We start from the raw sequence: 24,747 nt of genomic DNA, 5'->3' as shown, positions 1-24,747 counted from the left end.
GCCCTGGCTGAAATAGCCGGGGCGTTTTTTTTAGTAAGAGGGTTGATATCGGTTGGGCAGCATGAGGTTGCCGTTTTATGCTTGGCAGTCTAGTGTCTAGCTGAGACCTTCAACCGTGTCTTTAGCAGATCGGTATTTCTCAAGGCTGGCGCTTCTGCATGGCCTGGGGTAGGGTAAGCGCATTTTTCACGCGTACGGTGATGGTTTTCTTATCCGTGCGCTGTTGTATTCATTTGCCGCCTCACGTTAGCCGGCACGTCATTTAAGTGGAGCACTATGGGCAAGTCACTGGTCATCGTCGAGTCGCCCGCCAAGGCGAAGACGATCAATAAATATCTCGGCAACGATTTCATCGTCAAGTCGAGCGTAGGTCATATCCGTGACCTGCCGACCAGCGGCTCGGGCAAGACGGCCTCCGATCCAAAGGAGCGTGCTCGTCAAGCTGCGTTAACGCGCAAAATGTCAGAGGACGAGAAAGCAGTTTATAAAAAGCGCAAAGTGCATGACCAGCTGATTCGCCGCATGGGGATAGACCCTGACAACGGCTGGGAAGCCAACTATGAAATCCTGCCAGGCAAAGAGAAAGTGGTTGCCGAACTCAAAAAACTGGCAGAGAAAGCCGATGCGGTTTATCTCGCGACGGATTTGGACCGAGAAGGTGAGGCGATTGCCTGGCACCTTCGTGAAACGATTGGCGGCGATAACGAGCGCTATAAACGGGTGGTATTCAACGAAATCACCAAAAATGCGATCCAGGACGCATTTAAAGCACCCGGTGAGCTGAACATTCCCCGAGTAGAAGCCCAGCAGGCGCGACGTTTTCTCGACCGTGTCGTGGGTTTTATGTTGTCCCCGCTGCTATGGGCCAAAATTGCCCGTGGTCTGTCAGCGGGCCGGGTACAGTCTGTGGCAGTGCGCCTGATTGTTGAGCGGGAGCGCGAGATTCGCGCCTTTATTCCAGAAGAGTTCTGGGATGTCCATGCGGATCTGGTTTCGCCGGAGGGCGAGCTGATTCGTTTTGAACTGGCGCGACAGGATGGCAAGACGTTTCGCCCCACCAGTGAACGTGAAACTCTGGACCGGATTGCCGCGTTACGTCAGGCAAGCCTGTCGATTACGTCACGGGAAGATAAACCGACCCGCTCAAAACCCAATGCGCCTTTTATTACCTCAACGCTGCAGCAAGCCGCCAGCAGTCGTCTAGGGTTTTCGGTCAAGAAAACCATGACCATGGCCCAGCGCCTCTATGAAGCTGGCTATATCACCTATATGCGTACTGACTCGACCAACCTCTCCAAGGATGCGGTTGAGAGTGCTCGTGCGTTTATTGGCGATACCTATGGGGCACGCTACCTTCCGGATGAGCCCATTCGCTATTCCAGCAAGGAAAGCGCGCAGGAGGCACACGAAGCGATTCGCCCTTCAAGCGTTGAGCGTAAAGCGACAGAACTGGCGAGTATGGAGCGTGATGCTGAACGGCTATACGAGCTGATCTGGCGCCAGTTTGTGGCGTGTCAGATGACACCTGCCGAATATCTCTCCACGACCCTTAGCGTGGAAGTGGATGGTTACGTCTTACGCGCTAAAGGCCGTGTGCTTAAGTTTGATGGTTATACTCGGGTACTGAAACCCTCGGGCAAAAATGAAGACCAGCAGCTTCCTGATCTGCCTCAGGGGACGCCGATGTCGCTTGAAGTCCTTGATCCTCAACAACATTTCACCAAACCCCCGGCTCGGTATTCCGAGGCTGCGTTGGTGAAAGAACTTGAGAAACAGGGAATTGGTCGACCTTCAACGTATGCGTCGATTATTTCCACGATTCAGGATCGCGGTTACGTCAAACTCGATAACCGACGCTTTTATGCGGAAAAACTGGGTGACATCGTTACCGAGCGGTTAAAAGAGTCGTTCCCGGACTTGATGGATTTCTCGTTCACCGCCCGCATGGAAGATAGCCTGGATGAAGTCGCTGAAGGGGAACGTAACTGGCAGGCGTTGCTGGATGCCTTTTATCACGAATTTCGTGATGAGCTGGCACAGGCTGAAAGTGAAGACGGCATGCGCCCTAATCAGCCTGTACCGACGGATATTGACTGCCCGACCTGCGGCCGAAAAATGCAGATTCGTACCGCTTCCACGGGTGTTTTCCTGGGATGCAGTGGTTACAACCTGCCGCCTAAAGAGCGCTGTAAGACAACCATCGACCTGATTCCCGGTGAAGAAACCGTTGCAGCCGATGCCGGTGAAGAAGCGGAAACCGATGCCCTGCGTGCCAAACGGCGCTGTGCCAAGTGTGGCACGGCAATGGATAATTACCTGATTGATGAAACCCGGAAATTGCATATTTGCGGCAACAGCCCGGATTGTGATGGCTACGAAGTGGAAGCCGGCAAATTCAAGATCAAGGGGTATGACGGCCCCGTTATCGAATGTGACAAGTGTGGCAGTGAAATGCAGTTGAAATCGGGTCGCTTCGGTAAGTATTTCGGCTGTACGAACAGCGAATGCAAAAATACCCGGAAATTGTTGAAAAGCGGCGAAGTCGCGCCCCCGAAGATGGATCCGATTGCTATGCCTGAGCTGGCCTGCCAGAAGGTTGAGGATCATTATGTGCTGCGTGATGGGGCGAGTGGTCTGTTTCTGGCGGCGAGCAAGTTTCCCAAGAACCGTGAAACCCGTCCGCCACTGGTCAAAGAGCTGAAAGCCCATGCGGCTGAACTGCCTGAGAAATATCATTTCATTCTTAAAGCGCCAACCGAAGACCCGGATGGACGTCCTGCCCAGATTCGTTACTCACGGAAAAACAAGGAGCAGTTCGTGATGACCGACGAAGAGGGCAAGGCAACTGGCTGGAAAGCCACGTTCTCTGGCGGCAAATGGCATGTCGAGGATAAGCGCAAATGACACCACGTTCTCGCACCAACCAGCTTTTTTATCACGCGCAGCTGATGGCGAATATGCCAGTGAGTGATGATGAGCACGCCATTGCGCGAAAAATGGCATTGGAGGAAAGTACGCTGGCTTTAATGGAGCTGGCGCTTGTATCCTTGCTCAAGGAAGTGACGGAGCATGCCCGGCTTGAGACCCATGACTGGCAGTTTCTGCTGTCTGACGGTGGTCCTGACGTCGCTGAGTTGCAACGCCTGAGAGATCTGACCAGGGATTCAGATTCCTGGTTGAGTTGGTTGTTGTTTCAGCTTGACCGTCTGCATAGCGATGAAGGTGCCGCCAGGCGCCCTGTCAGCAACCCTGGCATGATTGCGTTGGGTAGTGAATCAGAGTTTGTCGACCAGCTGATGGGTTGCCTCGAGGCAGCCAAGGTGGAAGTCGCTCAGTTACGTGAAACCAGTCAGGAATGGTGATCTGAACGGGTGAGTAGATTTGTTCAGAGTTGACCCGCTCAACTCGCTCAGTAGGCAAACGTTGTTAACTTGCTATTTTACCTCAATACCGAAACTATTTATTCTGAGCAAACGAGGAAAAACGAATGCGCTACCACCAGGTAAAAGATCTGGTCATCTGGGCCGCTGACTTTCATCAACGTATGGCTCAACAATTCAGTGACGCGGCGCGCCGGGCAGATTCAGAGCGTTCAAGCATGGTGCTGGATTATCTGGCCGAACGCGAAAAACGTATGCAAGGTGGCCTTATCGCTATTTTTAGCGATGGTTCCGATCACCGTGACGTGCTGGAAACCTGGTTTGATGATCCGACCGACTTTCCCCAGCCGCCAATGCTTGTTCAGATTGCGGAAAAAAGTGTGGCACACGATGATATTGATGCCGCCACACAAACGGCGTTGAGTGCAAATAAGTCGCTACAGACGCTATATGCATATCGTGCAGAGAAAGCGGTGATCGAGCCTGAGCAGGCGTTTTTTGAAGCGCTGGCTCTAGGCCATGAAAATGAGGCGCGCCAGATCGTCACTCACCTTGAAGAATTTTCTGACCTTTAATATTGCTGTTTTGCCAGCAGCGTATTACGTCAGTGTTGTGAGATCAAAAGAATGCCTGTAAATCGTCGTCAATTTCTTGCTTATGCGCTGTGTTTACCGGCGTCAGTGACTATGGCCAACATTCCGACTGGCGAGCCACCGGACCTGGTTGAAGCACTGATCTCCCGTGCTCATGTGCCACGTTACTTAAATGAGGTGTGGGTGTTGGTCGATGATCAGGAAGCGACCTTGAGTGTTTATCGAGGAGACGTTCTTCTTGAACATTACACGCCGATTTCGTTGGGGCGTTCAGGCGCCAAAACCCAGCGTCTCAGAGGAAGTAATGTGACTCCCAAGGGGGAGTTTCGTATCAATCGGTTTAATTATGAAAGTAAGTGGAATATTTTTGTCGGGCTTGACTACCCAACCCCTTCGCATGCAAAAATGGCACTGGATACAGGGGTTTACACCCAACAGGATTATAACGACTATTTCGATTACTACCGCCGACATGGCGAACCGCCGCAGAATACGGTGTTGGGCGGTGCGATCGGTGTCCATGGGCTGGGAAGTGCTGATCCTGATATTCACCAGCAGTTTCACTGGACACAAGGCTGTGTGGCGTTAACAAACAGTCAAATCGAACGTTTCAGTCAATTGATCGGCATTGGCACTCGGGTTGTGATCCGCTAAGCTAAAGCTGCAGAAATAAGATGATGGTTTTGAAGTTGCGGCTATAGACAAATGCTGTTGTCTATAATACAACAGCGTCTGTCGATTGTACTGAGAGGTACAAGTCGCTGAAATGAACCTGCACCGCAGGTAGATAACGTCAACTAGCTTTTGTTAGAGAGTTATCTTACCCTTAATGTTGTACCAAGTAAGATTCAAGGAGAACTTTATGACTCTGAAGACGACTCTTAAGATGTCTGTTGCTGCTGCTTCACTGGCCGTTCTGGCTGGTTGTGCTTCTAACGGCGCTCTGGAAGAAGTTCGCATGACGGCAGAATCTGCACAGGCTGACGCCGCTGAAGCACGTAGCATGGCTTCTCAGGCAATGAACACTGCTAACCAGGCGCAGCGTGACGCGCAAGCGGCTATGCAGATGTCTCAGCAAAACCGTGAAGAAATGAACCGCATGTTCCAGCGTTCCATGCAGAAGTAAAACAGTTGATTATCTGCCTGAAAGTTCGCTTTCAGGCAAATTTTATTTGACTGTTTAAATTCACCTGACTGTAATGAAGCGTTATCTGGCGTTTCAGACTTTTTCAAAGAGTTTTATCTAGATTAAGTTGCTATCAGTTAGCGTGAACAAAAAAACCCTGCTTTGGCAGGGTTTTTTTGTTGCTATTTTAGATGTTGATTTTGGAAAGCCTCTGTCAGGCTTCGTCAGCAGTCATTTCGGGTGTTTTACTTAATTCCATTTCATTCATTAACTCATTGTTCCATTCAGGCTCGTCTGCAGCAGGAGCAGGTGCCTGAGGGCCGAGAACGGCTATCATGCGTCCATCAGGTTGCTCAATCACTTTCTTGATCTGAGCGTAATCTAGACCGGCTTCATCCTGCGCTTTTTCCGATATGCGTTCTGATACGCGCTCAAGTGCATTCAGTAGTGGTTCGAAGTTTCCCATGTTTTCTTCAAGCTGTGGGAATGATTGAACAAATAGAGTGCCATCCTGCGCCCAGCCTGCCTTGAACGGAATGTCAACCAGGTTCACCTTGGTGCCACTGGGGATTTTCTCAAACATGGATTTAATGTCTTCCGGGTACATGCGAATGCAACCGCGGCTGACACGCATGCCTACGCCATCGGGGCGGTTAGTGCCATGAATCAGGTAACTCGGCATATCCAGAAGAATGGCATGTTCGCCCAGCGGGTTTTCTGGTCCGGGAGGTACAATCTCGGGAGGTGGATCGCCACGTTCTGCTGCTTCACGACGCATGGAGGCAGGCGGCGCCCAGGCGGGATCTTTTACCTTTATCGTGGTGCGTGTGACACCAACCGGCGTGGCAAACTCATCGCGCCCCACGCTGACCGGGTAGGTTTCTACAATGTCGGGGTTATCCGCAGGGTAATAGTAGAGGCGCAACTCTGAGAGGTTGATGACAACGCCCTCACGGGGAACAGGCGGTAAAATGTATTGAGTGGGGATAACCACCTCGGTACCTTTACCTGGCACCCACAGGCTGACATCCGGATTGGCCATACGGATTTCTTCGTAACCGATATTGTGGCGACGGGCAATATCAATCAGCGTTTGTTCGTGATCTTCAACGATTACTGTGTAATGCTGGCCAATAATATCGCCTTCCTCAGGCATGGCAAAGTGACCACGGGGCAGCTCACCGGGACGTGGACTTTCCGATGCCTTGTTGGCGTTATCCGAGTCGGTAGACGACGATGTGGCCGCCTCATCGTTTGTCTGGTGAGTGTCGGCTATACCTGGCGTCGCCAGAGTAGCCGCTACCAGCGCAGCCAAGGGTAGACTGTAACTTAACAGCCTGTTCAGCCGTGGACGTTTATTAGCAGTCATGCATTTTTCCTCTGATGAGTTGGTCTGGCATCAGGTTAATTCATCCAGATGCAATAACGGGTGAATACTGTATCGGCAACACCTTTTCGGGAGTTGCCTTTATGGCTCTTAGTTTGCCCCAAGTGTCATGCGGCGGCTACTTTTTGATTCAGTTGTTCCATAACGGTTTCCAGCTGCTTGAAGCGGTCGTCAACGGATTCCATCGGAAGTTCGAGGCGCAAGGTGTCCGAACCCTCAAGCCTGAAATGCTGGGGGGAGCGCTGGATAAGGTTGACCAGCGTCATTGGGTCTATCGGGGTTTCACTTTCAAAGGTTATCTTGCCACGGGTTTCACCGGCTTCCAGACGTTTTATGCCCAGTTGTTCCGCACGATGGCGCAACTGGGTTTGACGCATCAGGTTCTTGACGGGCGCAGGGAGCAAGCCAAAACGGTCGATCAGCTCTACCTGCAGTTCCTTGAGCTGTTCTTTGCTCTGAGTGTTGGCGATGCGTTTATAAATGACCAGACGTTGTTGAACATCATGAATATAGTCTGCCGGAATAAGCGCGGGTAAATTCAGATTGATCTCTACGCCAGTATTGAAAGGCGCGTTGATGTTTGGGGTCTTGCCGGCTCGAATGGCTTTAACCGCGCGATCCAGCATTTCCATATAAAGCGTATAGCCAATCGTTTCCATTTGCCCGCTTTGTTCATCGCCAAGCAGCTCGCCCGCGCCGCGGATTTCCATATCGTGACTGGCCAGTGTAAAGCCAGCACCCAGATCATCAGAGGCGCTGATGGCCTCCAGGCGCTTGATGGCATCGCGTGTCATGGCCTTGGGCGGTGGCGTCATCAGGTAGGCGTAGGCCTGGTGGTGGCTGCGGCCCACACGTCCACGCAATTGATGCAGCTGGGCAAGACCAAACTTGTCGGCACGCTCTATGATAATGGTGTTGGCGTTAGGCACGTCGATACCGGTTTCGATGATGGTGGAGCATACCAGCACGTTAAAGCGGCGGTGGTAAAAATCTGACATGACGCGCTCAAGACTGCGCTCAGGCAGTTGCCCATGGGCAACTGCCACCCGAGCATCGGGCACCAGTTCGCGGACTTTTTCAGCGGCGTTCTCGATCGTTTTGACTTCGTTATGCAGGAAGTAGACCTGACCGCCACGCAGAATTTCGCGAAGCAGGGCTTCCTTGATCGTGCCATCTTCATGGCGCTGGACGAAGGTTTTGACCGACAGGCGCCGCGCTGGTGGTGTGGCAATGATCGATAGGTCGCGAATGCCGCTCATGGCCATATTCAGTGTGCGCGGAATCGGGGTCGCTGTCAGGGTCAGAATATCGACTTCAGCGCGCAGCGTTTTGAGTTTTTCCTTCTGAGCGACGCCGAAACGGTGCTCTTCATCAATAATCAGCAATCCCATTTTGGGCAGTTCGACACTTTTTGACAGCAATTTATGGGTACCGATGACGATATCCGTCTGGCCATCCTTAATGCGTTGCAAGGTTTCATTCATGCTCTTGCCTTGCGTGAAACGCGACACCAGGCTGATGTTGACGGCCGTGTCGGCAAAGCGGTCACGAAAGTTTTCATAATGCTGACGGGCCAGCAGGGTAGTTGGCACCAATACCACGACCTGGCGACCTGACTGGGCGGCCAGAAAGGCAGCGCGCATGGCGACTTCTGTTTTGCCAAAGCCCACATCGCCACACACCACACGATCCATGGGTTGCGGTGACGTCATGTCGTCAATGACGGCTTCGATGGCTGCCTGCTGGTCAGGGGTTTCCTCAAAGGGGAAACTGGCGGAAAAGCGCAGGTATTCACTATCGGGTGCGGCATAGACGACACCCTCCTGGGCTTCACGGCGAGCGTAAATGTCGAGCAGTTCTGCAGCGGTATCACGTATTTTTTCAGCGGCTTTTCTGCGCGCTTTTTCCCATTGTTCAGAGCCCAGTTTATGCAGCGGTGCCAGGTCATCTTCGGCACCGCTATAACGGGAAATAAGATGCAGGCTATCGACCGGCACATATAGCTTGGCCCCATCCGCGTACTCAAGAGCAAGAAATTCACTGGCCTGCCCGCCAGCTTCCAGAGCCTCAAGCCCCAGGTAGCGACCAACGCCATGCGCCTGGTGGACAACTGGCGCGCCGGTTTTTAGCTCAGATAAATGGCGAACAGCAAATTCGTTCTCATCAGTGGCCTTTTCACGGCGGCGACTTTGGCGTACCACTTCACCAAACAGTTCTGATTCGGTAATCACCGCAATATTGGGATCATTTAACCATAACCCCTGAGCAACCTGGCCTTCCGCAATCGCATATGAGGCTTGGCTGTCGAGAAAATCGGCAAAACTGTCCATGTAGGGAAGTGTCAGCGATAACGGTGCCAGTAGCTCTTCAAGCGCCTCGCGTCGCCCACGTGACTCCACTACAAACAGAATCCGGGTGTCCGTCTCGGTATTGAGGAATGTCTCCAGCGCTGCCAACGGTGTTTTACTGCGCGCATTGATCGCGACTTCGGGCAGCAGACGTGCTTCAGGCTGCTGCGCATGACGATTTTCCGGATTATCGGTAAGTTCAACCCTTGGGCGCTGGTTGATCGCGGCGAAAATATCGTTATAGGCAATGAAGGCGCGATGAGGGGGTAGCAGAGGGCGAGTCGGATCGACCCCCATATTGGCATAGCGCGCTTCGATCGATGCCCAGTGCTGTTCGGCGGCCTCGCGTATGCCGGGCATCAGCGCCACCTGAGTGGAATCTATCAGGTGTTCAAAAAGCGTAGCAGTGTGCTCAAAAAATAGCGGTAGGTACTGTTCAAGACCCGGTGAGGGAATGCCTTTCAGAGCATCGTTATACAGTGGGCATTGGCGTGGGTCGATGTCAAACAGGGTTTCAAAGTTCTCACGAAAACAGGCAATGGCGCTACGGCTCAGCGAATACTCGTGAGCTGGCAGTAGCTCAATGGCATCAATTTTGTCGGTGGTACGCTGAGTGCCGGGGTCAAACCTGCGCAGAGTTTCGATTTCGTTATCGAAAAGATCAATGCGGATCGGCGCATCTACCCCCATCGGGAAGAGGTCGATCAGCGCGCCGCGTAAGGCGTACTCACCGGGTTCATAGACAGTTTCTACGGCTCGGTAGCCAGCCCGGGACAGTGACTCGCGAAAGGCTTCACGCTCAAGGATATCGCCTGCCTTGAGTGACATGACCCGCCCGGCGATATATTCCACCGGCGGGAGACGCTGCATAAGCGTATTAATCGGCACCAGTACAATACCATGCAGACCATCCTGCAACTGTCGCAGGGTCCGCAGGCGCGCAGAGACAATATCCTGATGGGGAGAAAAGCTGTCATAGGGCAGCGTTTCCCAATCAGGAAAAGGAAGGACAGGCGTGTCGGTATAAAAGCTGATCGCCTGTTCCAGTGTCTGTACATCGGCGGTACTTGGAGTAACCACCAGCAAGGGGGCCTTGCGCGCGAGCCGTGCTAACCCTAGCGCAACCGCGCTGCCAGGCGGGTTGATCCAGTATAGCGTGTCACGTGATCCTTGAGGCGCGAGCGGTTCCAGCAAAGAGAAAGTCGGCATAATAGAAGTATCGGTTGCACACGAAAACGGAAAACCCCGATGATACACGACCATCAGGGTATAAGGCTTTGTCAGTGATGGGTCAGGCATATGAAAAAAATCATCTGACTGACATTTTGTAGTCAAAAGCGGATTTCTGTAATCTCCTTACACGGCGTGCGACTATCCAGTGATTGCAGCGCTTATTTTAGGGCGGGATAATATCCCTCAAACTCCTTACTACTTTACTATGAAGAGGTCGCACGTGAGTCAGCAAACGCTCGATAACGTTTTTCAGGAATGGCAAAGCAATGAAGCGCTCGCAGAGCAGATGATCCCCTTGGTGGGTCGTCTGTACCGTCAAAATAACGTTGTCGCCACCATGTTTGGGCGTTCGCTGATCAAGCGATCTGTCATTCGTATTCTTAAAGATCACCGCTTTGTCCGCAAGATTGAAGGAACCGAACTGTCGGTTCAGGACACTTTTCCCATTATAAAAACCATGTGCGAGCTTAACCTGGGGCCTGCTCATGTGGATGTGGGTAAGCTTGGGGTGATGTTCAAGAAGCAGGGCGGTGGTGACGTTGAAGCCTTCCTGCGCAAAGAACTGCACGAAATTGTCGATGGTTTCCAGCCGGGCGCGAGCACTGGCGAGCCTAAAGACGTTGTTCTTTATGGGTTTGGCCGTATCGGTCGTCTGTTGGCGCGTGTCCTGGTCGAAAAGGCGGGCGGTGGTAATCTGCTGCGCCTGCGTGCCATCGTGGTGCGTGGGCGCGGCGATGTTGCCAAGGATCTGGAGAAACGGGCCAGTCTGTTACGTCGCGATTCTGTCCATGGGCCTTTTGAAGGCACCATCAGTATTGACGTGGATGCGCGTACGCTGAACGTCAATGGCAACGTGATCCAGGTGATTTATGCAGATTCACCTTCCGACGTGGATTATACCGCTTATGGAATTGATAATGCGGTAGTCGTTGATAACACGGGCATCTGGCGTGACGAAGACGGCCTTGGTCAGCACCTGGGCTGCAAGGGCGTTTCCAAAACATTGCTGACCGCGCCAGGTAAAGGCGATATCAAGAATATTGTATTCGGCATCAACCATGATGCGATTGGGAAAGACGACAAAATTCTGTCAGCCGCTTCCTGTACTACCAATGCTATTGTGCCTGTGCTGAAAGCGCTCAATGATGAGTATGGTGTGGTGATCGGTCACGTTGAAACGGTGCATGCCTACACTAATGACCAGAACCTTATTGATAATTATCACAAAGGGGATCGTCGTGGTCGCAGCGCAGCACTTAACATGGTGCTAACTGAAACCGGTGCGGCTAAAGCCGTCGCCAAGGCGCTGCCTGAGCTTGAAGGCAAGCTGACCGGGAATGCTATTCGAGTACCTACTCCGAACGTTTCAATGGCGATTCTTAATCTGACGCTGGAAAAAGGCACTGATGCTGCTGCCTTGAACGAATATCTGCGTGATGTATCAGTGAATTCCTCTTACCAGAAGCAGATTGATTTTGTTGACTCACCTGAGGTGGTGTCCTCCGATTTCGTGGGCAACCGCCATGCGGGTATTGTTGATGCCAAGGCAACGATTGCTAACGGTAATCATGCTGTAGTGTATGTGTGGTACGACAATGAGTTCGGCTACAGCTGCCAGGTAGTGAGGATTCTGCAGCAGATGTCGAATGTAACCTTCCTGAAACTGCCACATATGCAAAGCTGAATAGCCTCCATTTCCTGCATTCTGCCAACGCCGCCTTCGGGCGGCGTTGGCATTTCTGAGGGGGCTGTCGGAATGGCTGATCTGTGAAAAGATGAGCATATAGCACTTTTGGAGAGCGTTTAGGATGTGGTCATTAGGCGCAGTTATCTTTATAATAAGCTAGATTTTTGGGGTGGTTTGAATCCTGATTCAAGCCAGACTGGTAACAATCTGAACACATAACAAGAATTCGAATCCATTCGAACCCCTTATCTTCGTATATCCGATCCATCAACTGGGCGAGACTATGATCGAAGTCAAGAAAGGCCTGGATCTCCCCATCACGGGAGCGCCCGAGCAACGCATCGAAGATGCCAAGCCTGTGCGTCACGTGGCAATCCTGGGCACCGACTACATCGGCATGAAGCCGACCATGGAAGTTCAGGAAGGGGATAAGGTCAAACTGGGCCAGCTACTCTTCACCGATAAGAAAATCGATGGCGTTCGTTTTACGTCGCCAGCGGCAGGTGAAGTAGTCGCAATTAACCGTGGCGAAAAGCGTCGTTTACTATCCGTTGTTATCAAGGTCGATGAAAGTGAAGAGGCCGTTTCATTCACTTCTCATGACCGTGCTGGTCTTGAGCAACTTGAACGGCAGAGCGTTGTTGATCAACTGGTCGAATCGGGCTTGTGGACGGCGTTGCGCACGCGTCCGTTTTCCCGTACGCCAGAGATTGACAGTGTTCCTGCTGACATCTTTGTCACTGCCATTGATACTCATCCATTGAGCCCTGAGCCTGCCGTTATCATTAATGAGCAAACTCAGGCGTTTGAAGATGGTCTAAAAGTGCTGACACGGTTGACCGAAGGTAAGGTTCATCTGTGTAGTGGGCCAGATAACAGTATTCCTGGCAGTAACATTGCCGGTGTTCAGGCGCAGACATTTTCCGGTCCGCACCCCGCCGGGTTAGTCGGTACGCACATTCATTACCTGTCGCCAGTCGCGCTGCATAAAAAAGTCTGGCACATTGGCTATCAGGATGTGATTGCCTTCGGTAAGCTGTTTACTGAGGGCAAAATTGATATCCAGCGTATTATTGCAGTGGGTGGGCCGAGGGCAGAAAAACCGCGTCTTCTGCGTACCCGTGTTGGTGCCAGCACTGATGAGCTGCTTCAGAGTGAAGTGGTTCTGCCTGAAGACACTCGCGTGATTTCGGGTTCTGTTTTTTCTGGCGCCATTGCTGAAAGCAACCTGGCCTATATGGGGCGTTTCCATAATCAAGTGAGCTTGCTCGAAGAGGGCAACAAGCGCACCTTTATGGGATGGATATCGCCAGGCGCTAATCGGCACTCTGTACTGGGTATCTATATTTCCAAGATCAAGGGGCTTAGCAACTACGCTCCCACAACATCAACCAATGGCTCGGAAAGGGCGATGGTGCCGGTGGGGGCTTATGAGACGGTCATGCCGCTGGATATCATGCCGACTCAGCTGTTGCGTTCACTGATTGTGGGCGACATTGAGGTTGCCATGCAATTGGGGTGTCTGGAGCTGGATGAAGAGGATCTAGCACTATGTACCTATGTTTGCCCAGGCAAATATGAGTACGGTCCCATCCTGCGTGATAATCTCACCATGATCGAGAAAGAGGCCTGATGATGGGTATTCGACAAACACTCGACAATCTTGAACCCAGCTTTCATAAAGGTGGTAAGTTCGAGAAGTTCTATCCGCTTTATGAAGCGGTTGACACGATTTTCTATTCTCCCCCCAGCGTGGCGAAAACCACGGCTCATGTGCGTGATGGTATTGACCTGAAACGCATCATGATCACGGTCTGGATGTGTACCTTCCCCGCCATGTTCTTTGGTATGTGGAACGCAGGCTGGCAGGCCAACACCGCCATCGACGCCGGTTATGCCTCCATGGCAGGTTGGCGTGAAGCGATCATGATGACCCTGGCAGGCGGGCATGATCCAAGCAGCCTGTGGGCCAACTTTGTGCTGGGCGCCACTTACTTCCTGCCGATTTATCTGGTGACCTTCATTGTTGGCGGTTTCTGGGAAGTGCTGTTTGCGATCAAGCGCGGTCACGAGGTCAACGAAGGTTTCTTCGTTACTTCCGTGCTGTTTGCATTGATCCTTCCGGCGACTATCCCGCTGTGGCAGGTTGCACTGGGTATTACCTTTGGTGTGGTGATCGGTAAAGAGATCTTTGGTGGTACAGGTAAAAACTTCCTGAACCCAGCATTGACCGGTCGTGCTTTCCTGTATTTCGCGTATCCGGCGCAGATTTCCGGTGATGCGGTATGGGTTGCCGCTGATGGTTATACCGGTGCTACCGCACTGTCCATGGCTTTCCAGAATGGCATGTCAGAACTGTCTTCTACCTTCAGCTGGTGGGATGCTTTCCTGGGCTTTATTCCGGGGTCGGTAGGTGAAGTCTCTACATTGGCCATTTTGATTGGTGCAGCGGTGTTGCTGTGGACCCGGATTGCCTCATGGCGAATCATGCTAGGTGTATTCCTTGGTATGGTCGTTACCAGCACGTTGTTTAATCTGATAGGCTCCGGCTCCAATCCGATGTTTGCAATGCCCTGGTACTGGCACCTGGTCGTTGGCGGTTTTGCCTTCGGTATGGTGTTCATGGCAACTGACCCGGTATCTGCTGCAATGACCAACCAGGGTCGCCTGGTATTTGGTGCCTTGATTGGTGTAATGACGGTTCTGATTCGCGTGGTGAACCCGGCTTTCCCGGAAGGCATCATGTTGGCAATCCTGTTTGCTAACCTGTTCGCACCGCTGATCGACCATTTCTTTGTCCAGGCAAACATCAAACGTCGCCAGAAGCGTGTTGGCGTACCGGCCGAGGAGACTGCCTGATGGCTCAAGGTAACAACTCGATCAAGAAAATCCTGACGGTGGCGTTCGCGCTATGTATCGTCTGTTCGATTATCGTATCGACAGCAGCGGTTGCGCTGCGTCCGCTACAGCAGACGAATCAGGAACTTGATCGCAAATCAAACATTCTCAATGTTGCCAAGCTGCATGAGCCTGGCATCAATATTGAAGAAACCTTTAGTGAAAAAATCACCGCTCGCGTCGTTGATCTGCGTACGGGTGAATACACGGATCAATTTGATCCGGATACCTTCAACCAGTTTGAAGCCGCACGTGATCCAGCGACCGGTCGCACGCTTTCCGGTGATAAGGACATTGCTGGCCTTTCACGCGTAGAAAATTTTGCGACGGTTTATCTGGTCGGTGATGTAGACGACCCCAGCCAGATCGTACTGCCCATTCGTGGACAAGGTCTGTGGGGTAGCATGATGGGCTTTCTCTCAGTTGAAGGTGATGGCAATACCATCGTGAGTATCACCTACTACGATCACAGTGAAACGCCAGGTCTGGGGGCGGAAGTCAATAACCCCCGTTGGCAGGCACAGTGGGAAGGTAAAAAGATCTATGATGAAGAAGGTGATCTATCACCGGAAATTCATCTGACTAAAGGTGGCGCGAGCACTGAGTATGAAGTTGACGCACTTTCTGGGGCAACATTGACCAGTAACGGCGTGACCAACATGCTTCAGTTCTGGCTAAGCCCTGAAGGCTTTGGTGAGTATCTGGCGGGATTCCGTAGTGGAATCACCCAGGACGAAGCTCAGGAAGCCGACGTCGAACTCGAATCCGAAGGAGCCTAATCATGGCAGACGTCACTCCGAAAAGTGTTCTGACGGCACCAATCTTCAAGAATAACCCCATTGCATTGCAAATTCTGGGGATATGTTCTGCATTGGCCGTCACCACTAGCATGAGCGTTTCGCTGGTCATGGCGCTTGCGGTAATTTTCGTTAGTGCTTTTTCTAACCTGTTTGTTTCGTTGATTCGTAACCACATTCCTTCCTCGATCCGTATTATCGTCCAGATGACGATCATCGCATCGCTGGTTATTGTGGTTGATCAGATCCTGAAAGCCTACGCCTACGAGATGTCCAAGCAGCTGTCGGTATTCGTGGGGCTGATCATTACCAACTGTATCGTCATGGGTCGTGCCGAAGGTTTTGCCATGTCAAACTCGCCGGGATTATCTTTCCTGGATGGTATCGGTAATGGCTTGGGCTACGGTTTCGTATTGATGGTGGTTGGCTTTGTGCGCGAACTCCTGGGTTCAGGTAGTGTGTTTGGCTTCACCATTCTTGAAACTGTGCAGAACGGTGGTTGGTACGTGCCTAATGGCCTGCTGTTGTTGCCACCGTCCGCTTTCTTCATCATTGGCTTGCTGATCTGGGTGATTCGTTCCGTTAACACCGAGCAGGTTGAGTCAAACGAATTCAAGATGAAGGAAAATACCAAGCCGAAGGAGGCCGTGTAACATGGAACATTATCTGAGCCTATTCGTTGCCTCGGTATTCGTTGAAAACCTGGCGCTGGCATTCTTCCTGGGGATGTGTACCTTCCTGGCGGTTTCAAAGAAGGTGTCTTCTGCGTTTGGTCTGGGTATCGCGGTTATTGTCGTATTGACGATTTCTGTACCGATTAACAACCTCGTCTTCAGCTTCTTGCTGGCAGAAGGGGCGCTGTCCTGGACCGGAATCAGCGGTGCTGAGAACATTGACCTGTCCTTCCTGGGTCTTCTGAGCTATATCGGCGTTATTGCTGCTCTGGTTCAGATTCTTGAAATGTTCCTGGATAAATACGTACCTGCGCTTTACAACGCGCTAGGCGTATTCCTGCCGTTGATTACGGTTAACTGCGCGATTCTGGGCGGCGTTCTGTTCATGGTGGAACGTAACTATAATTTCGGTGAATCCGTTATTTATGGTTTCGGCTCCGGTGTTGGCTGGGCGCTGGCGATTACTGCACTGGCGGGTATTCGTGAAAAGCTGAAGTACAGCGATGTGCCTGCAGGCCTGCAGGGCCTGGGCATCACCTTTATTACCGTGGGCCTGATGTCATTGGGCTTTATGTCCTTCTCTGGCATTCAGCTTTAATGAGAGACGGTTTTTCCAGCGGCACTCCGGTGTCGCTGGTTGACAGAAAACCCTCAGCAATAGGAAACCGACATGGTTGATACAACTGTCATCTTGCTCGGTGTCGTCATGTTTACCATCATCGTCATCAGTTTGACGGCGATTATTCTGGCGGCGCGAAGCAAGCTTGTGAGTAGTGGGGATGTGACCATTGAAGTCAATGGTGATCCTGAACATACGCTGTCTACCCAGGCCGGTGGCAAGCTTTTGAATACGCTGGCAGCCAACGGTATTTTTCTTTCCTCTGCCTGTGGCGGTGGCGGCTCCTGTGCTCAGTGCAAGTGCCGAGTGGAAGAAGGAGGCGGTTCCATCCTGCCGACTGAAGAATCTCACTTCACCATGCGTGAGAAGAAAGAAGGCTGGCGCCTTTCCTGCCAGGTGCCGGTCAAGCAGGACATGAGAATTGAAGTGCCTGAAGAAGTGTTTGGCGTGAAGAAGTGGGAAACCGTAGTTTCTGCCAACCCCAACGTGGCTACCTTTATCAAGGAAACCAATCTGAAGCTTCCGGAAGGCGAAGAAGTGGCTTTCCGCGCGGGTGGATATGTTCAGCTGGTAGCGCCGCCCTACGATATCAAGTTCTCTGATTTCGATATTGATGAAGAGTACCGTGGCGACTGGGAAAAATTCGGTCTGTTTGATATTTCCCACAAGAACGATGAAGAAGTCATCCGTGCCTACTCCATGGCAAACTATCCGGATGAGAAAGGCCTTCTCAAGTTCAATATCCGTATTGCTACGCCGCCTCCGGGCACCAGTCATCCGCCTGGCTTAATGTCGACTTATGTCTTCAGCCTGAAACCGGGTGACAAGGTTACCGTTATGGGACCATTTGGTGAATTCTTTGCCAAGGATACCGATGCTGAGATGGTCTTCATCGGTGGTGGTGCGGGCATGGCGCCGATGCGTAGCCATATTTTTGACCAGCTCAAGCGCCTGGAATCCAGCCGTAAGATTTCGTTCTGGTACGGTGCACGCTCCTGGCGTGAAACCTTCTACAACGAAGAATACGATAAGCTGGCAGAAGAGTTCCCGAACTTTGAATGGCACCTGGCATTATCCGATCCTCAGCCCGAAGATAACTGGGAAGGGCCGACAGGATTTATCCATAACGTGCTCTTTGAGAACTATCTGAAGAACCACCCGGCGCCTGAAGATTGTGAGTATTACATGTGTGGGCCGCCCATGATGAACGCCTCTGTCATCAAGCTTCTGCTTGATCTGGGGGTGGAGCCCGAGAATATCATGCTGGATGATTTCGGCGGATAATCTCCTCATCAATCAGTGCAACGGGGCTAGCCAATCGGCTAGCCCCGTTTGTTATGGTGCGCCAGGCATGGCGCGCAGCGCCTTGACTGGCGCTATTCCTGAGGGTGGTGCCTCAGGATGACTTGGGGGTGAAAGTCCCCTGCACGCCCGGCAAGGGGAAGTGCTAGCCGATGGCAAGGGTGTCTCCCGCGAGGGGGGATCTGAAGGCAGCCCGAGGCAAAACGCTGGCCTGACGAACAGGAAGCGGATACGAGGCGGCATGGCGGGGTGAGATGGCCATACTCATCAAAGCCCGGTACTTGCACGGAACGCCATGACGTATATCCGACAGGCATAAGCGGGAAGGTCGCGCGTCTTACCCTGGGAGATCTGGTGGTCTGCCACGGTGCTACCGGCGCCGAGAGGCGACGGGATGGGCCACTAGATGTCAGCAGAGGCCATAGTAAGTGCCGGTTCACCGCGGCACCAAGGGCCGAACATGAAGAACCGCGAGTAGGCGATAACGTCTCGAGGATCGATCATGAAGACAGAAACCGACGCTAATACCGTCACTCACCCAGAGGGGCAGGGGCAGTACCCCGAGTCCCAGCCGGTGAGCGTCGAGACGAACCCGGCGTCGCTATCGTGGACGAAAGCGGAGTCAGCCTCGCTCATGGAACGGGTCGTTGACCCGGACAACATGCAACGAGCTTACCGTCGGGTGGTGGCTAACAAAGGCGCACCGGGTGTCGATGGCATGACGGTGCATCAGTTAGCGGGCCATCTAAAGCAGTACTGGCCAACGCTGCGCGAGCGGTTGTTGGCTGACGAGTATCACCCTAGCCCGGTCCGAGCCGCCACGATCCCCAAGCCCAAGGGTGGGACGCGGCAGCTCGGTATTCCCACGGTGACCGACCGCCTAATCCAGCAAGCGCTGTCCCAGGTGCTCATGCCGATCTTCGACCCAGCGTTCTCAGCGTCGAGTTACGGCTACCGCCCCAAGCGCAGCGCCAAGCAGGCCGTCTCAGCCATGAAGGCCCATGTCACCGCCGGCCACCGCTGGGTAGTCGACCTTGATCTGGAAGCCTTCTTCGACCGAGTCAACCACGACCTGCTGATGGCACGAGTCGCGCGGCGCGTTGACGACAAACGCGTGCTGCGCCTGATTCGTCGCTATCTGGAAGCGGGCATGCTCCAGGACGGCTTGCCCATGCCACGACGGTTGGGGACGCCCCAAGGTGGGCCACTTAGCCCACTCATGGCGAACATCCTGCTGGATGACATGGACAAGGAGCTGGAACGCCGAGGCCATCGCTTCTGCCGCTACGCCGATGACGTCCAGGTGTACGTCAAAAGTCGGCGGGCAGGCGAGCGTGTCATGGACAGCTTGAGTGAGTATCTCGAGAGCTCACTTCGGCTGACGGTCAATCGCATGAAAAGTACGGTGGATCGACCATGGAAATGTGGCTATCTGGGCTACACGCTGACCCGGCACAAGCGGCCGAAGCTGACGCTGGTCAAAGCCAGCTTGCAGCGCCTAATGCAGCGTGTCCGCGAGATCCTGAAGCGTGGCAGGGGGCGTAACATCCAACGGGTAATCGAAGGGTTGGGGCCAGTCCTGCGAGGATGGGCCAACTACTTCAGCCTTGTTGATGTGAAACGCCCATTGGAAGCGCTGGATCAATGGATACGCCGCCGCTTACGCGGCCTAATCTGGCGGCAATGGAAGCGCTCGGCGACCCGACGGCGGAAACTCCGAGGACTAGGACTGGATGCGTCCCGGGCTTGGAAATCGGCGGGCAACGGGCGAGGCCCTTGGTGGAACGCCGGTGCTTCGCACATGAATCAGGCCCTGCCGAGGAAATGGTTCTACGATCAGGGCCTGATTTCGATACTCGATACAGTAAGATGGCTTAACCGTTCTTCATGAACCGCCGTGGTACGGAACCGTATGCCCGGTGGTGTGAGAGGACAGGGGAGGCAACTCCCCTTCCTACTCGATGTTGTGCTTTCCGGTCAGAAAAGCCGATAATGGAACAGGTGTTCAGCTGTGTTGTCGATAGGGTATATCCGCCATCATTGGACGATAAGGCGGAGGATTTAATGGCAAGTGTTGATTTGACGGAAAGTTTTGATTTAATAGCAAGTGTTAAAAATGGAACGTTTTAGAAATGGAGCGTATTAAAATAAAACGTATTAAAATGGAACGTATTAAAATGGAACGTATTGAGACGACATCAACATTTGCTGCTTTTTAAGCGTTTTTTTAAAAGAGGTGTTCAAAATGGCAATTTGGTTACTTGTACTGGCTTTTATGCTGTTGGTAATGGGTGCCATGGCTGTCGGGGTTATTCTTGGACGCAAGCCAATTGCTGGCTCATGCGGCGGCCTCAATCAGATTGGTATGAAAAATGGCTGTGACATCTGCGGTGGTAAAGACGACGTATGCGAAGAAGAGAACCGCAAGCGCCGCGGCGTGTCTGAGCGCCGTACGAGTGATGAAAGCCGCGGTGCTGATCTTGGGTACGATGCCACGCGACGTTAATTTCAGGCGTTAATCTCAGTGCAGCCGGTATGTCCAGGCGGACTCTGCAAGAAGGCCACGTGCGCCAGCCAGAGTGAATGCAAGATCATGTAGCCCAGGCCAGAGCGGTACAGGTGAAGCACCTTTTACCGCCAGGTCTAGGCGTTGAGCCATTAATAAAAGTTTGTGAAGGCGTTTCATGGGTAGGCGTTGAATGGCTTTCTGATAAGCCGGGCGACGTTTATCGAAAATCATCGGCTTCTGCGCCTTACAGGCATGATCAAAGCTCTGCCCCTGATCAAGGTGCTGATGAATTGACAGTAAGGTGCGCAGCTCGCGACTCAGCGCCCACAAGACAATCGGTGCCTCAACGCCTTCACTGCGCAGGCCATGAACGATACGTGAAGCCCGTGAGGGTTCACCTTTCAGGCAGGCGTCAGCCAGGTTGAAAACGTCGAAGCGGGCGTTATCTTCCACTCCCTGAGCAATCGTTTCTGTGTTGATCCGGGCGTTGGGCGGGAGCATCAAAGCAAGCTTCTGCAGTTCCTGATCTGCGGCCAGCAGGTTACCTTCGGTGCGTTCACCGAGTAACCGGGCCGCATCAAGGTCCAGCTGTAAACCATGCCGGTTAGCACGGTCGCGCAGCCAATAACCGAGCCGCGAGACATCGACCGGCCATACCGGTACAAATAATCCCTGTTTATCCAGCGCTTTGAACCAAGCACTTTTCTGTTGCTTGGCATCCAGTTTGCCCATGCTCAGCAGCAGCACGTCATCGCTGTTAGTCAGTTGCTCGGCATAATGTGTCAGGATTTTGCTACCTTCCTGGCCAAGCTTCTGGTTGCCAAGGCGCACATCAATCAGCTTACGAGAGGCAAACAGGGAGAGATTGCCAGCGACATCCAACAGCCGACTCCAGGCGAAATTCGGTTCAACGTCAATGACTTCACGTTCTTCAATCCCCGTCTGACGCGCTGCCGCCCGCACCGCGTCACAGGCATCGCGGTGCTGTAAGGGTTCGTCACCGGCAACGATAACCACCTTGGGTAACTTTTTCTCGAGCGCTGGCGGCAGTTGATCGGAAAACACTTTCACGAGTCAAATGCCTCCAGCACGGTGATTCGCTGGATAACGCGCTGTGCCAGGCGTTTTGAGAGCATGACACGAACTTCCTCGACCATGCTTTCACGGTCAAGCAGGTCATCATCATTGAGGCGTTGACGCGTCGATACACTTAAACGAGGGACATTCAGCGCATAAGCATTGTTATCACGCTGTTGCACGGATACCTGCACACTCAGCGTGAACTCATGTTCCCGGCTACCCCGGCCTTCACTGCCCTGACGGCGTTCCATTAATTCAGGTGAGGAAAGTGTCAGACGCCAGTCAGCGTCGTCATTCACCCCATTGCCAAGTGTGTTTAGCTCGACAGTAACCGCACGGGCCACCAGGCTGCGTGTATCACCTTCAAGTGTCAGTAGTGGAATCTGGGTCTGGCGTTGGGTGCCACGTAACTGAAAGCCGCAGCCAGCCAGCATGGCCGCCGAAGCGACCATGCCTGAGCCAAGGGAAAGACGTAAAAAATGACGTCGGTTCATCCGCTCACCACGATATTGACCAGTTTACCCGGCACGACAATCACTTTACGCACTGCCTTGCCGTCAATATGCCGCTGAACATTGTCGTCAGCCATGGCCAGCGCTTCGACGGCAGCTTTATCTGCACTAGCTGGGGCTTCAACACGAGCCCGAAGCTTACCGTTGACCTGTACTACCAGCTCGAGGCTGTCACGGGTCAACGCCTGCTCATCCACGCTCGGCCAAGGGGCAACAATTACAGGGTCAGTATGACCCAGCTGTTCCCAAAGCGCGTGGCAGGCATGCGGGATAATCGGAGCCAGCAGCAAAACGCTGGCTTCCACGGCTTCGCGAGCGACGGCCAGCCCCTGCGGAGTGAAATCCTCGAACCTGGCCAACGTATTGGAAAGCTCCATTACCGCCGCAATGGCTGTGTTGAAGGTTGTCCGGCGGCCGATATCATCACTGGCTTTCTGAATGGTCTCGTGGGTTTTGCGCCGCATGGTCTTCTGGTCATCGGATAAACTACCTACCTCTAGGGCAGGCGGTTGGCCTGCGGCCAGATGTTCCTGAATTTGACGCCATAGCCGCTTGATAAAGCGGTGGGCACCTTCAACACCCGAATCGGACCATTCCAGTGACTGTTCCGGTGGGGCTGCAAACATCATGAACAAGCGCACCGTGTCGGCACCGAATTTGTCGATCATCGACTGCGGGTCAACGCCGTTATTCTTGGACTTCGACATTTTTTCAATGCCGCCCATTTCGACGGGTTGACCATCACTGAGCAGTACTGCGCTGATCTGGCGGCCTTTTTCATCGCGCTTGACTTCGACATCCGCTGGGTTGAACCATTCCTTGCCGCCATTGGGCTGGGTGCGGAAATAGGTTTCGGCGATGACCATGCCCTGAGTCAGCAGGCGCTGGAACGGCTCGCTGGTTTCTACCAGGCCGAAATCGCGCATCAGCTTGGTAAAGAAGCGTGCATACAACAGGTGTAATATCGCATGTTCGATACCGCCGATATACAGATCGACCGGCAGCCAGTAATTCACTCTGTCGTCCAGCATGGCCTCGGTGTTATCGGCGCAGCAGAAGCGGGCAAAGTACCAGGAAGATTCCATGAAGGTGTCGAAGGTGTCGGTCTCACGTAGCCAGCCGTCGCCCAGATCAGAGAATTCCGGCATTTTCTTGAGCGGCGAACCTGAAGCATCGACGGTGACTTCCATCGGCAGTTCAACCGGCAGCTCAGCATCCGTGAGTGGAACGGTTTCACCCGCTGGGCCATATTTCACCGGAATCGGCGCGCCCCAGTAACGCTGGCGGGCAACGCCCCAATCGCGCAGACGGTAATTGGTTTTGACTTCGCCACGTCCCATTTCAGCCAGTTTAGCGGCAATGGTGTCGAAAGCGGCTTCAAACGTCAGGCCGTCAAACTCTCCCGAGTTAATCAGCGTGCCGTGTTCGGTATAAGCCCCTTCAGAAAGATCAGGGGTGCTGCCATCTTCTGTAGCGATAACCGGCAGAATGTCGATGCCATATTTGGTGGCGAACTCCCAGTCGCGCTGGTCGTGGGCCGGAACGGCCATCACCGCGCCGGTGCCGAATTCCATCAATACGAAGTTGGCCACAAAGACCGGCACTTTCTTGCCGCTCAACGGATGAATGGCCATATGACCCGTCGGCAGGCCTTTCTTTTCGCGAGTGGCCATTTCGGCTTCCGAGGTGCCGCCCTTAGCGCACTCCTCGCGGAAGCTGGCAATTTCTGTGCTATGTTCCGCCGCCTGTTTGGCAAGCGGGTGGTCAGCCGCCACGGCCAGATAAGTCACTCCCAGCAGGGTATCCGGGCGAGTGGTATAGACCGAAATTGGCTCAGCAGGCAGATTTTCTGCGGTTTCAATATCAAAACTCATCTCAACGCCACGGGATTTACCAATCCAGTTGCGCTGCATGGTTTTTACCTGTTCGGGCCAGTCAATATGGTCGAGATCCGCCAGCAGTTCATCCGCGTAATCAGTGATCTTCAGGAACCACAGGGGGATTTCCTTGCGCTCGACCAGCGCACCGGAACGCCAGCCACGACCATCGATGACCTGCTCATTGGCCAGTACGGTCTGATCCACCGGATCCCAGTTGACCGTCGACATCTTCTTGTATACCAGACCTTTATCCACCAGCTTGGTAAAGAACCACTGTTCCCAACGGTAGTAGCTGGTATCGCAGGTAGCAAATTCACGCCCCCAGTCATAGGCAAAACCCAATGCTTTCAGCTGGTTGCGCATGTAGTCAATGTTCTGGTAAGTCCACTTGGCCGGTGGCACCTGATTCTGAATTGCCGCGTTCTCGGCGGGCATGCCGAACGCATCCCATCCCATCGGTTGCATGACATTCTTGCCCTGCATACGCTGAAAGCGTGAGACCACATCGCCGATGGTGTAGTTACGCACATGGCCCATATGCAGTTTGCCGCTGGGGTAAGGGAACATCGAGAGGCAGTAGAACTTCTCTTTTGAAGCATCCTCTATGGCTTTGAAGCACTGGTTTTTTTCCCAATACTGCTGTACCTGGTGTTCGAGTTCACGTGGGCTGTAATGTGCGTCCATCGGTGTATTCAATGCCTTGGCGTGCGCGCCCGAAATCT

Annotated in this window: 19 protein-coding genes; 14 read left to right on the top strand and 5 right to left on the bottom strand. The window is 53.1% G+C overall.

Annotation, left to right across the window (positions count from 1 at the left end):
* Positions 1–276 precede the first annotated feature (276 nt).
* From topA to ACU6TU_RS09255, 5 genes are all read left to right on the top strand, one after another.
* Positions 277–2,904, top strand: coding sequence for a type I DNA topoisomerase (gene topA, locus ACU6TU_RS09275; protein ID WP_447141157.1), 2,628 nt, complete (start codon positions 277–279; stop codon positions 2,902–2,904).
* Positions 2,901–3,362, top strand: a complete 462-nt coding sequence (locus ACU6TU_RS09270; protein WP_447141156.1) for a DUF6586 family protein — start codon at positions 2,901–2,903, stop codon at positions 3,360–3,362. Before topA ends, ACU6TU_RS09270 begins: the two co-directional genes overlap by 4 nt.
* 125 nt (positions 3,363–3,487) lie before the next feature.
* Positions 3,488–3,955 (top strand): 2-hydroxyacyl-CoA dehydratase, encoded by a 468-nt coding sequence (locus tag ACU6TU_RS09265; protein WP_447141155.1) that lies wholly within the window; start codon positions 3,488–3,490, stop codon positions 3,953–3,955.
* Between the two features lie 51 nt (positions 3,956–4,006).
* Positions 4,007–4,627, top strand: coding sequence for a L,D-transpeptidase family protein (locus tag ACU6TU_RS09260; RefSeq protein ID WP_447141154.1), 621 nt, complete (start codon positions 4,007–4,009; stop codon positions 4,625–4,627).
* A gap of 208 nt (positions 4,628–4,835) precedes the next feature.
* Entirely contained in the window at positions 4,836–5,099 is a 264-nt protein-coding gene (locus tag ACU6TU_RS09255; protein WP_447141153.1) for an Lpp/OprI family alanine-zipper lipoprotein, read from the top strand.
* A gap of 214 nt (positions 5,100–5,313) precedes the next feature.
* On the opposite strand, the gene ACU6TU_RS09250 is transcribed toward ACU6TU_RS09255, so the two are convergent.
* Both ACU6TU_RS09250 and mfd read right to left on the bottom strand, forming a co-directional pair.
* Positions 5,314–6,468, bottom strand: a complete 1,155-nt coding sequence (locus ACU6TU_RS09250) for a L,D-transpeptidase family protein (RefSeq protein ID WP_447141152.1) — start codon at positions 6,466–6,468, stop codon at positions 5,314–5,316.
* Positions 6,469–6,593: 125 nt separating this feature from the next.
* Positions 6,594–10,043 (bottom strand): transcription-repair coupling factor, encoded by a 3,450-nt coding sequence (mfd, locus tag ACU6TU_RS09245; protein ID WP_447141151.1) that lies wholly within the window; start codon positions 10,041–10,043, stop codon positions 6,594–6,596.
* 244 nt (positions 10,044–10,287) lie between these two features.
* On the opposite strand from mfd, the gene ACU6TU_RS09240 reads away from it, so the two are divergent.
* The 9 genes from ACU6TU_RS09240 (at position 10,288) to nqrM (ending at position 20,550) form a co-directional block, all read left to right on the top strand.
* The gene (locus ACU6TU_RS09240) at positions 10,288–11,751 is read left to right on the top strand and encodes a glyceraldehyde-3-phosphate dehydrogenase (protein ID WP_447141150.1); all 1,464 of its coding nucleotides are present in this window, start codon (positions 10,288–10,290) and stop codon (positions 11,749–11,751) included.
* A gap of 286 nt (positions 11,752–12,037) precedes the next feature.
* The gene (locus tag ACU6TU_RS09235; protein WP_447141149.1) at positions 12,038–13,387 is read left to right on the top strand and encodes a Na(+)-translocating NADH-quinone reductase subunit A; all 1,350 of its coding nucleotides are present in this window, start codon (positions 12,038–12,040) and stop codon (positions 13,385–13,387) included.
* Positions 13,387–14,613, top strand: coding sequence for an NADH:ubiquinone reductase (Na(+)-transporting) subunit B (locus ACU6TU_RS09230; RefSeq protein ID WP_447141148.1), 1,227 nt, complete (start codon positions 13,387–13,389; stop codon positions 14,611–14,613). The genes ACU6TU_RS09235 and ACU6TU_RS09230 overlap by 1 nt, the downstream gene beginning before the upstream one ends.
* Entirely contained in the window at positions 14,613–15,431 is an 819-nt protein-coding gene (locus tag ACU6TU_RS09225; RefSeq protein ID WP_447141147.1) for a Na(+)-translocating NADH-quinone reductase subunit C, read from the top strand. The genes ACU6TU_RS09230 and ACU6TU_RS09225 overlap by 1 nt, the downstream gene beginning before the upstream one ends.
* 2 nt (positions 15,432–15,433) lie before the next feature.
* The gene (locus tag ACU6TU_RS09220) at positions 15,434–16,102 is read left to right on the top strand and encodes an NADH:ubiquinone reductase (Na(+)-transporting) subunit D (protein ID WP_447141146.1); all 669 of its coding nucleotides are present in this window, start codon (positions 15,434–15,436) and stop codon (positions 16,100–16,102) included.
* 1 nt (position 16,103) lies between these two features.
* Positions 16,104–16,721 carry an NADH:ubiquinone reductase (Na(+)-transporting) subunit E gene (nqrE, locus tag ACU6TU_RS09215; RefSeq protein ID WP_447141145.1) on the top strand — a complete coding sequence of 206 codons (618 nt, stop codon included), beginning with the start codon at positions 16,104–16,106 and terminating at the stop codon, positions 16,719–16,721.
* Between the two features lie 72 nt (positions 16,722–16,793).
* Positions 16,794–18,026 carry an NADH:ubiquinone reductase (Na(+)-transporting) subunit F gene (gene nqrF, locus ACU6TU_RS09210; protein ID WP_447141144.1) on the top strand — a complete coding sequence of 411 codons (1,233 nt, stop codon included), beginning with the start codon at positions 16,794–16,796 and terminating at the stop codon, positions 18,024–18,026.
* 520 nt (positions 18,027–18,546) lie between these two features.
* Positions 18,547–19,935, top strand: a complete 1,389-nt coding sequence (gene ltrA / locus ACU6TU_RS09205) for a group II intron reverse transcriptase/maturase (RefSeq protein WP_447141143.1) — start codon at positions 18,547–18,549, stop codon at positions 19,933–19,935.
* 354 nt (positions 19,936–20,289) lie between these two features.
* A complete protein-coding gene (nqrM, locus tag ACU6TU_RS09200; protein WP_447141142.1) occupies positions 20,290–20,550 on the top strand; it encodes a (Na+)-NQR maturation NqrM in 261 nt (86 codons plus the stop codon).
* Between the two features lie 15 nt (positions 20,551–20,565).
* On the opposite strand, the gene holA is transcribed toward nqrM, so the two are convergent.
* The 3 genes from holA to leuS are packed head-to-tail and all read right to left on the bottom strand — an operon-like array spanning position 20,566 to position 24,709.
* A complete protein-coding gene (gene holA / locus ACU6TU_RS09195) occupies positions 20,566–21,624 on the bottom strand; it encodes a DNA polymerase III subunit delta (RefSeq protein WP_447141141.1) in 1,059 nt (352 codons plus the stop codon).
* Complete coding sequence (locus tag ACU6TU_RS09190; RefSeq protein WP_447141140.1) at positions 21,621–22,127, bottom strand: hypothetical protein; 507 nt, start codon at positions 22,125–22,127, stop codon at positions 21,621–21,623. Before ACU6TU_RS09190 ends, holA begins: the two co-directional genes overlap by 4 nt.
* A complete protein-coding gene (leuS, locus tag ACU6TU_RS09185) occupies positions 22,124–24,709 on the bottom strand; it encodes a leucine--tRNA ligase (protein ID WP_447141139.1) in 2,586 nt (861 codons plus the stop codon). Before leuS ends, ACU6TU_RS09190 begins: the two co-directional genes overlap by 4 nt.
* Between the last annotated feature and the right edge of the window lie 38 nt (positions 24,710–24,747).

It is taken from the genome of Halomonas sp. LS-001, assembly GCF_052983955.1.
The sequence above is the reverse complement of the archived record's forward strand: the minus strand, read 5'-3'. Positions and strand labels throughout refer to the sequence as shown.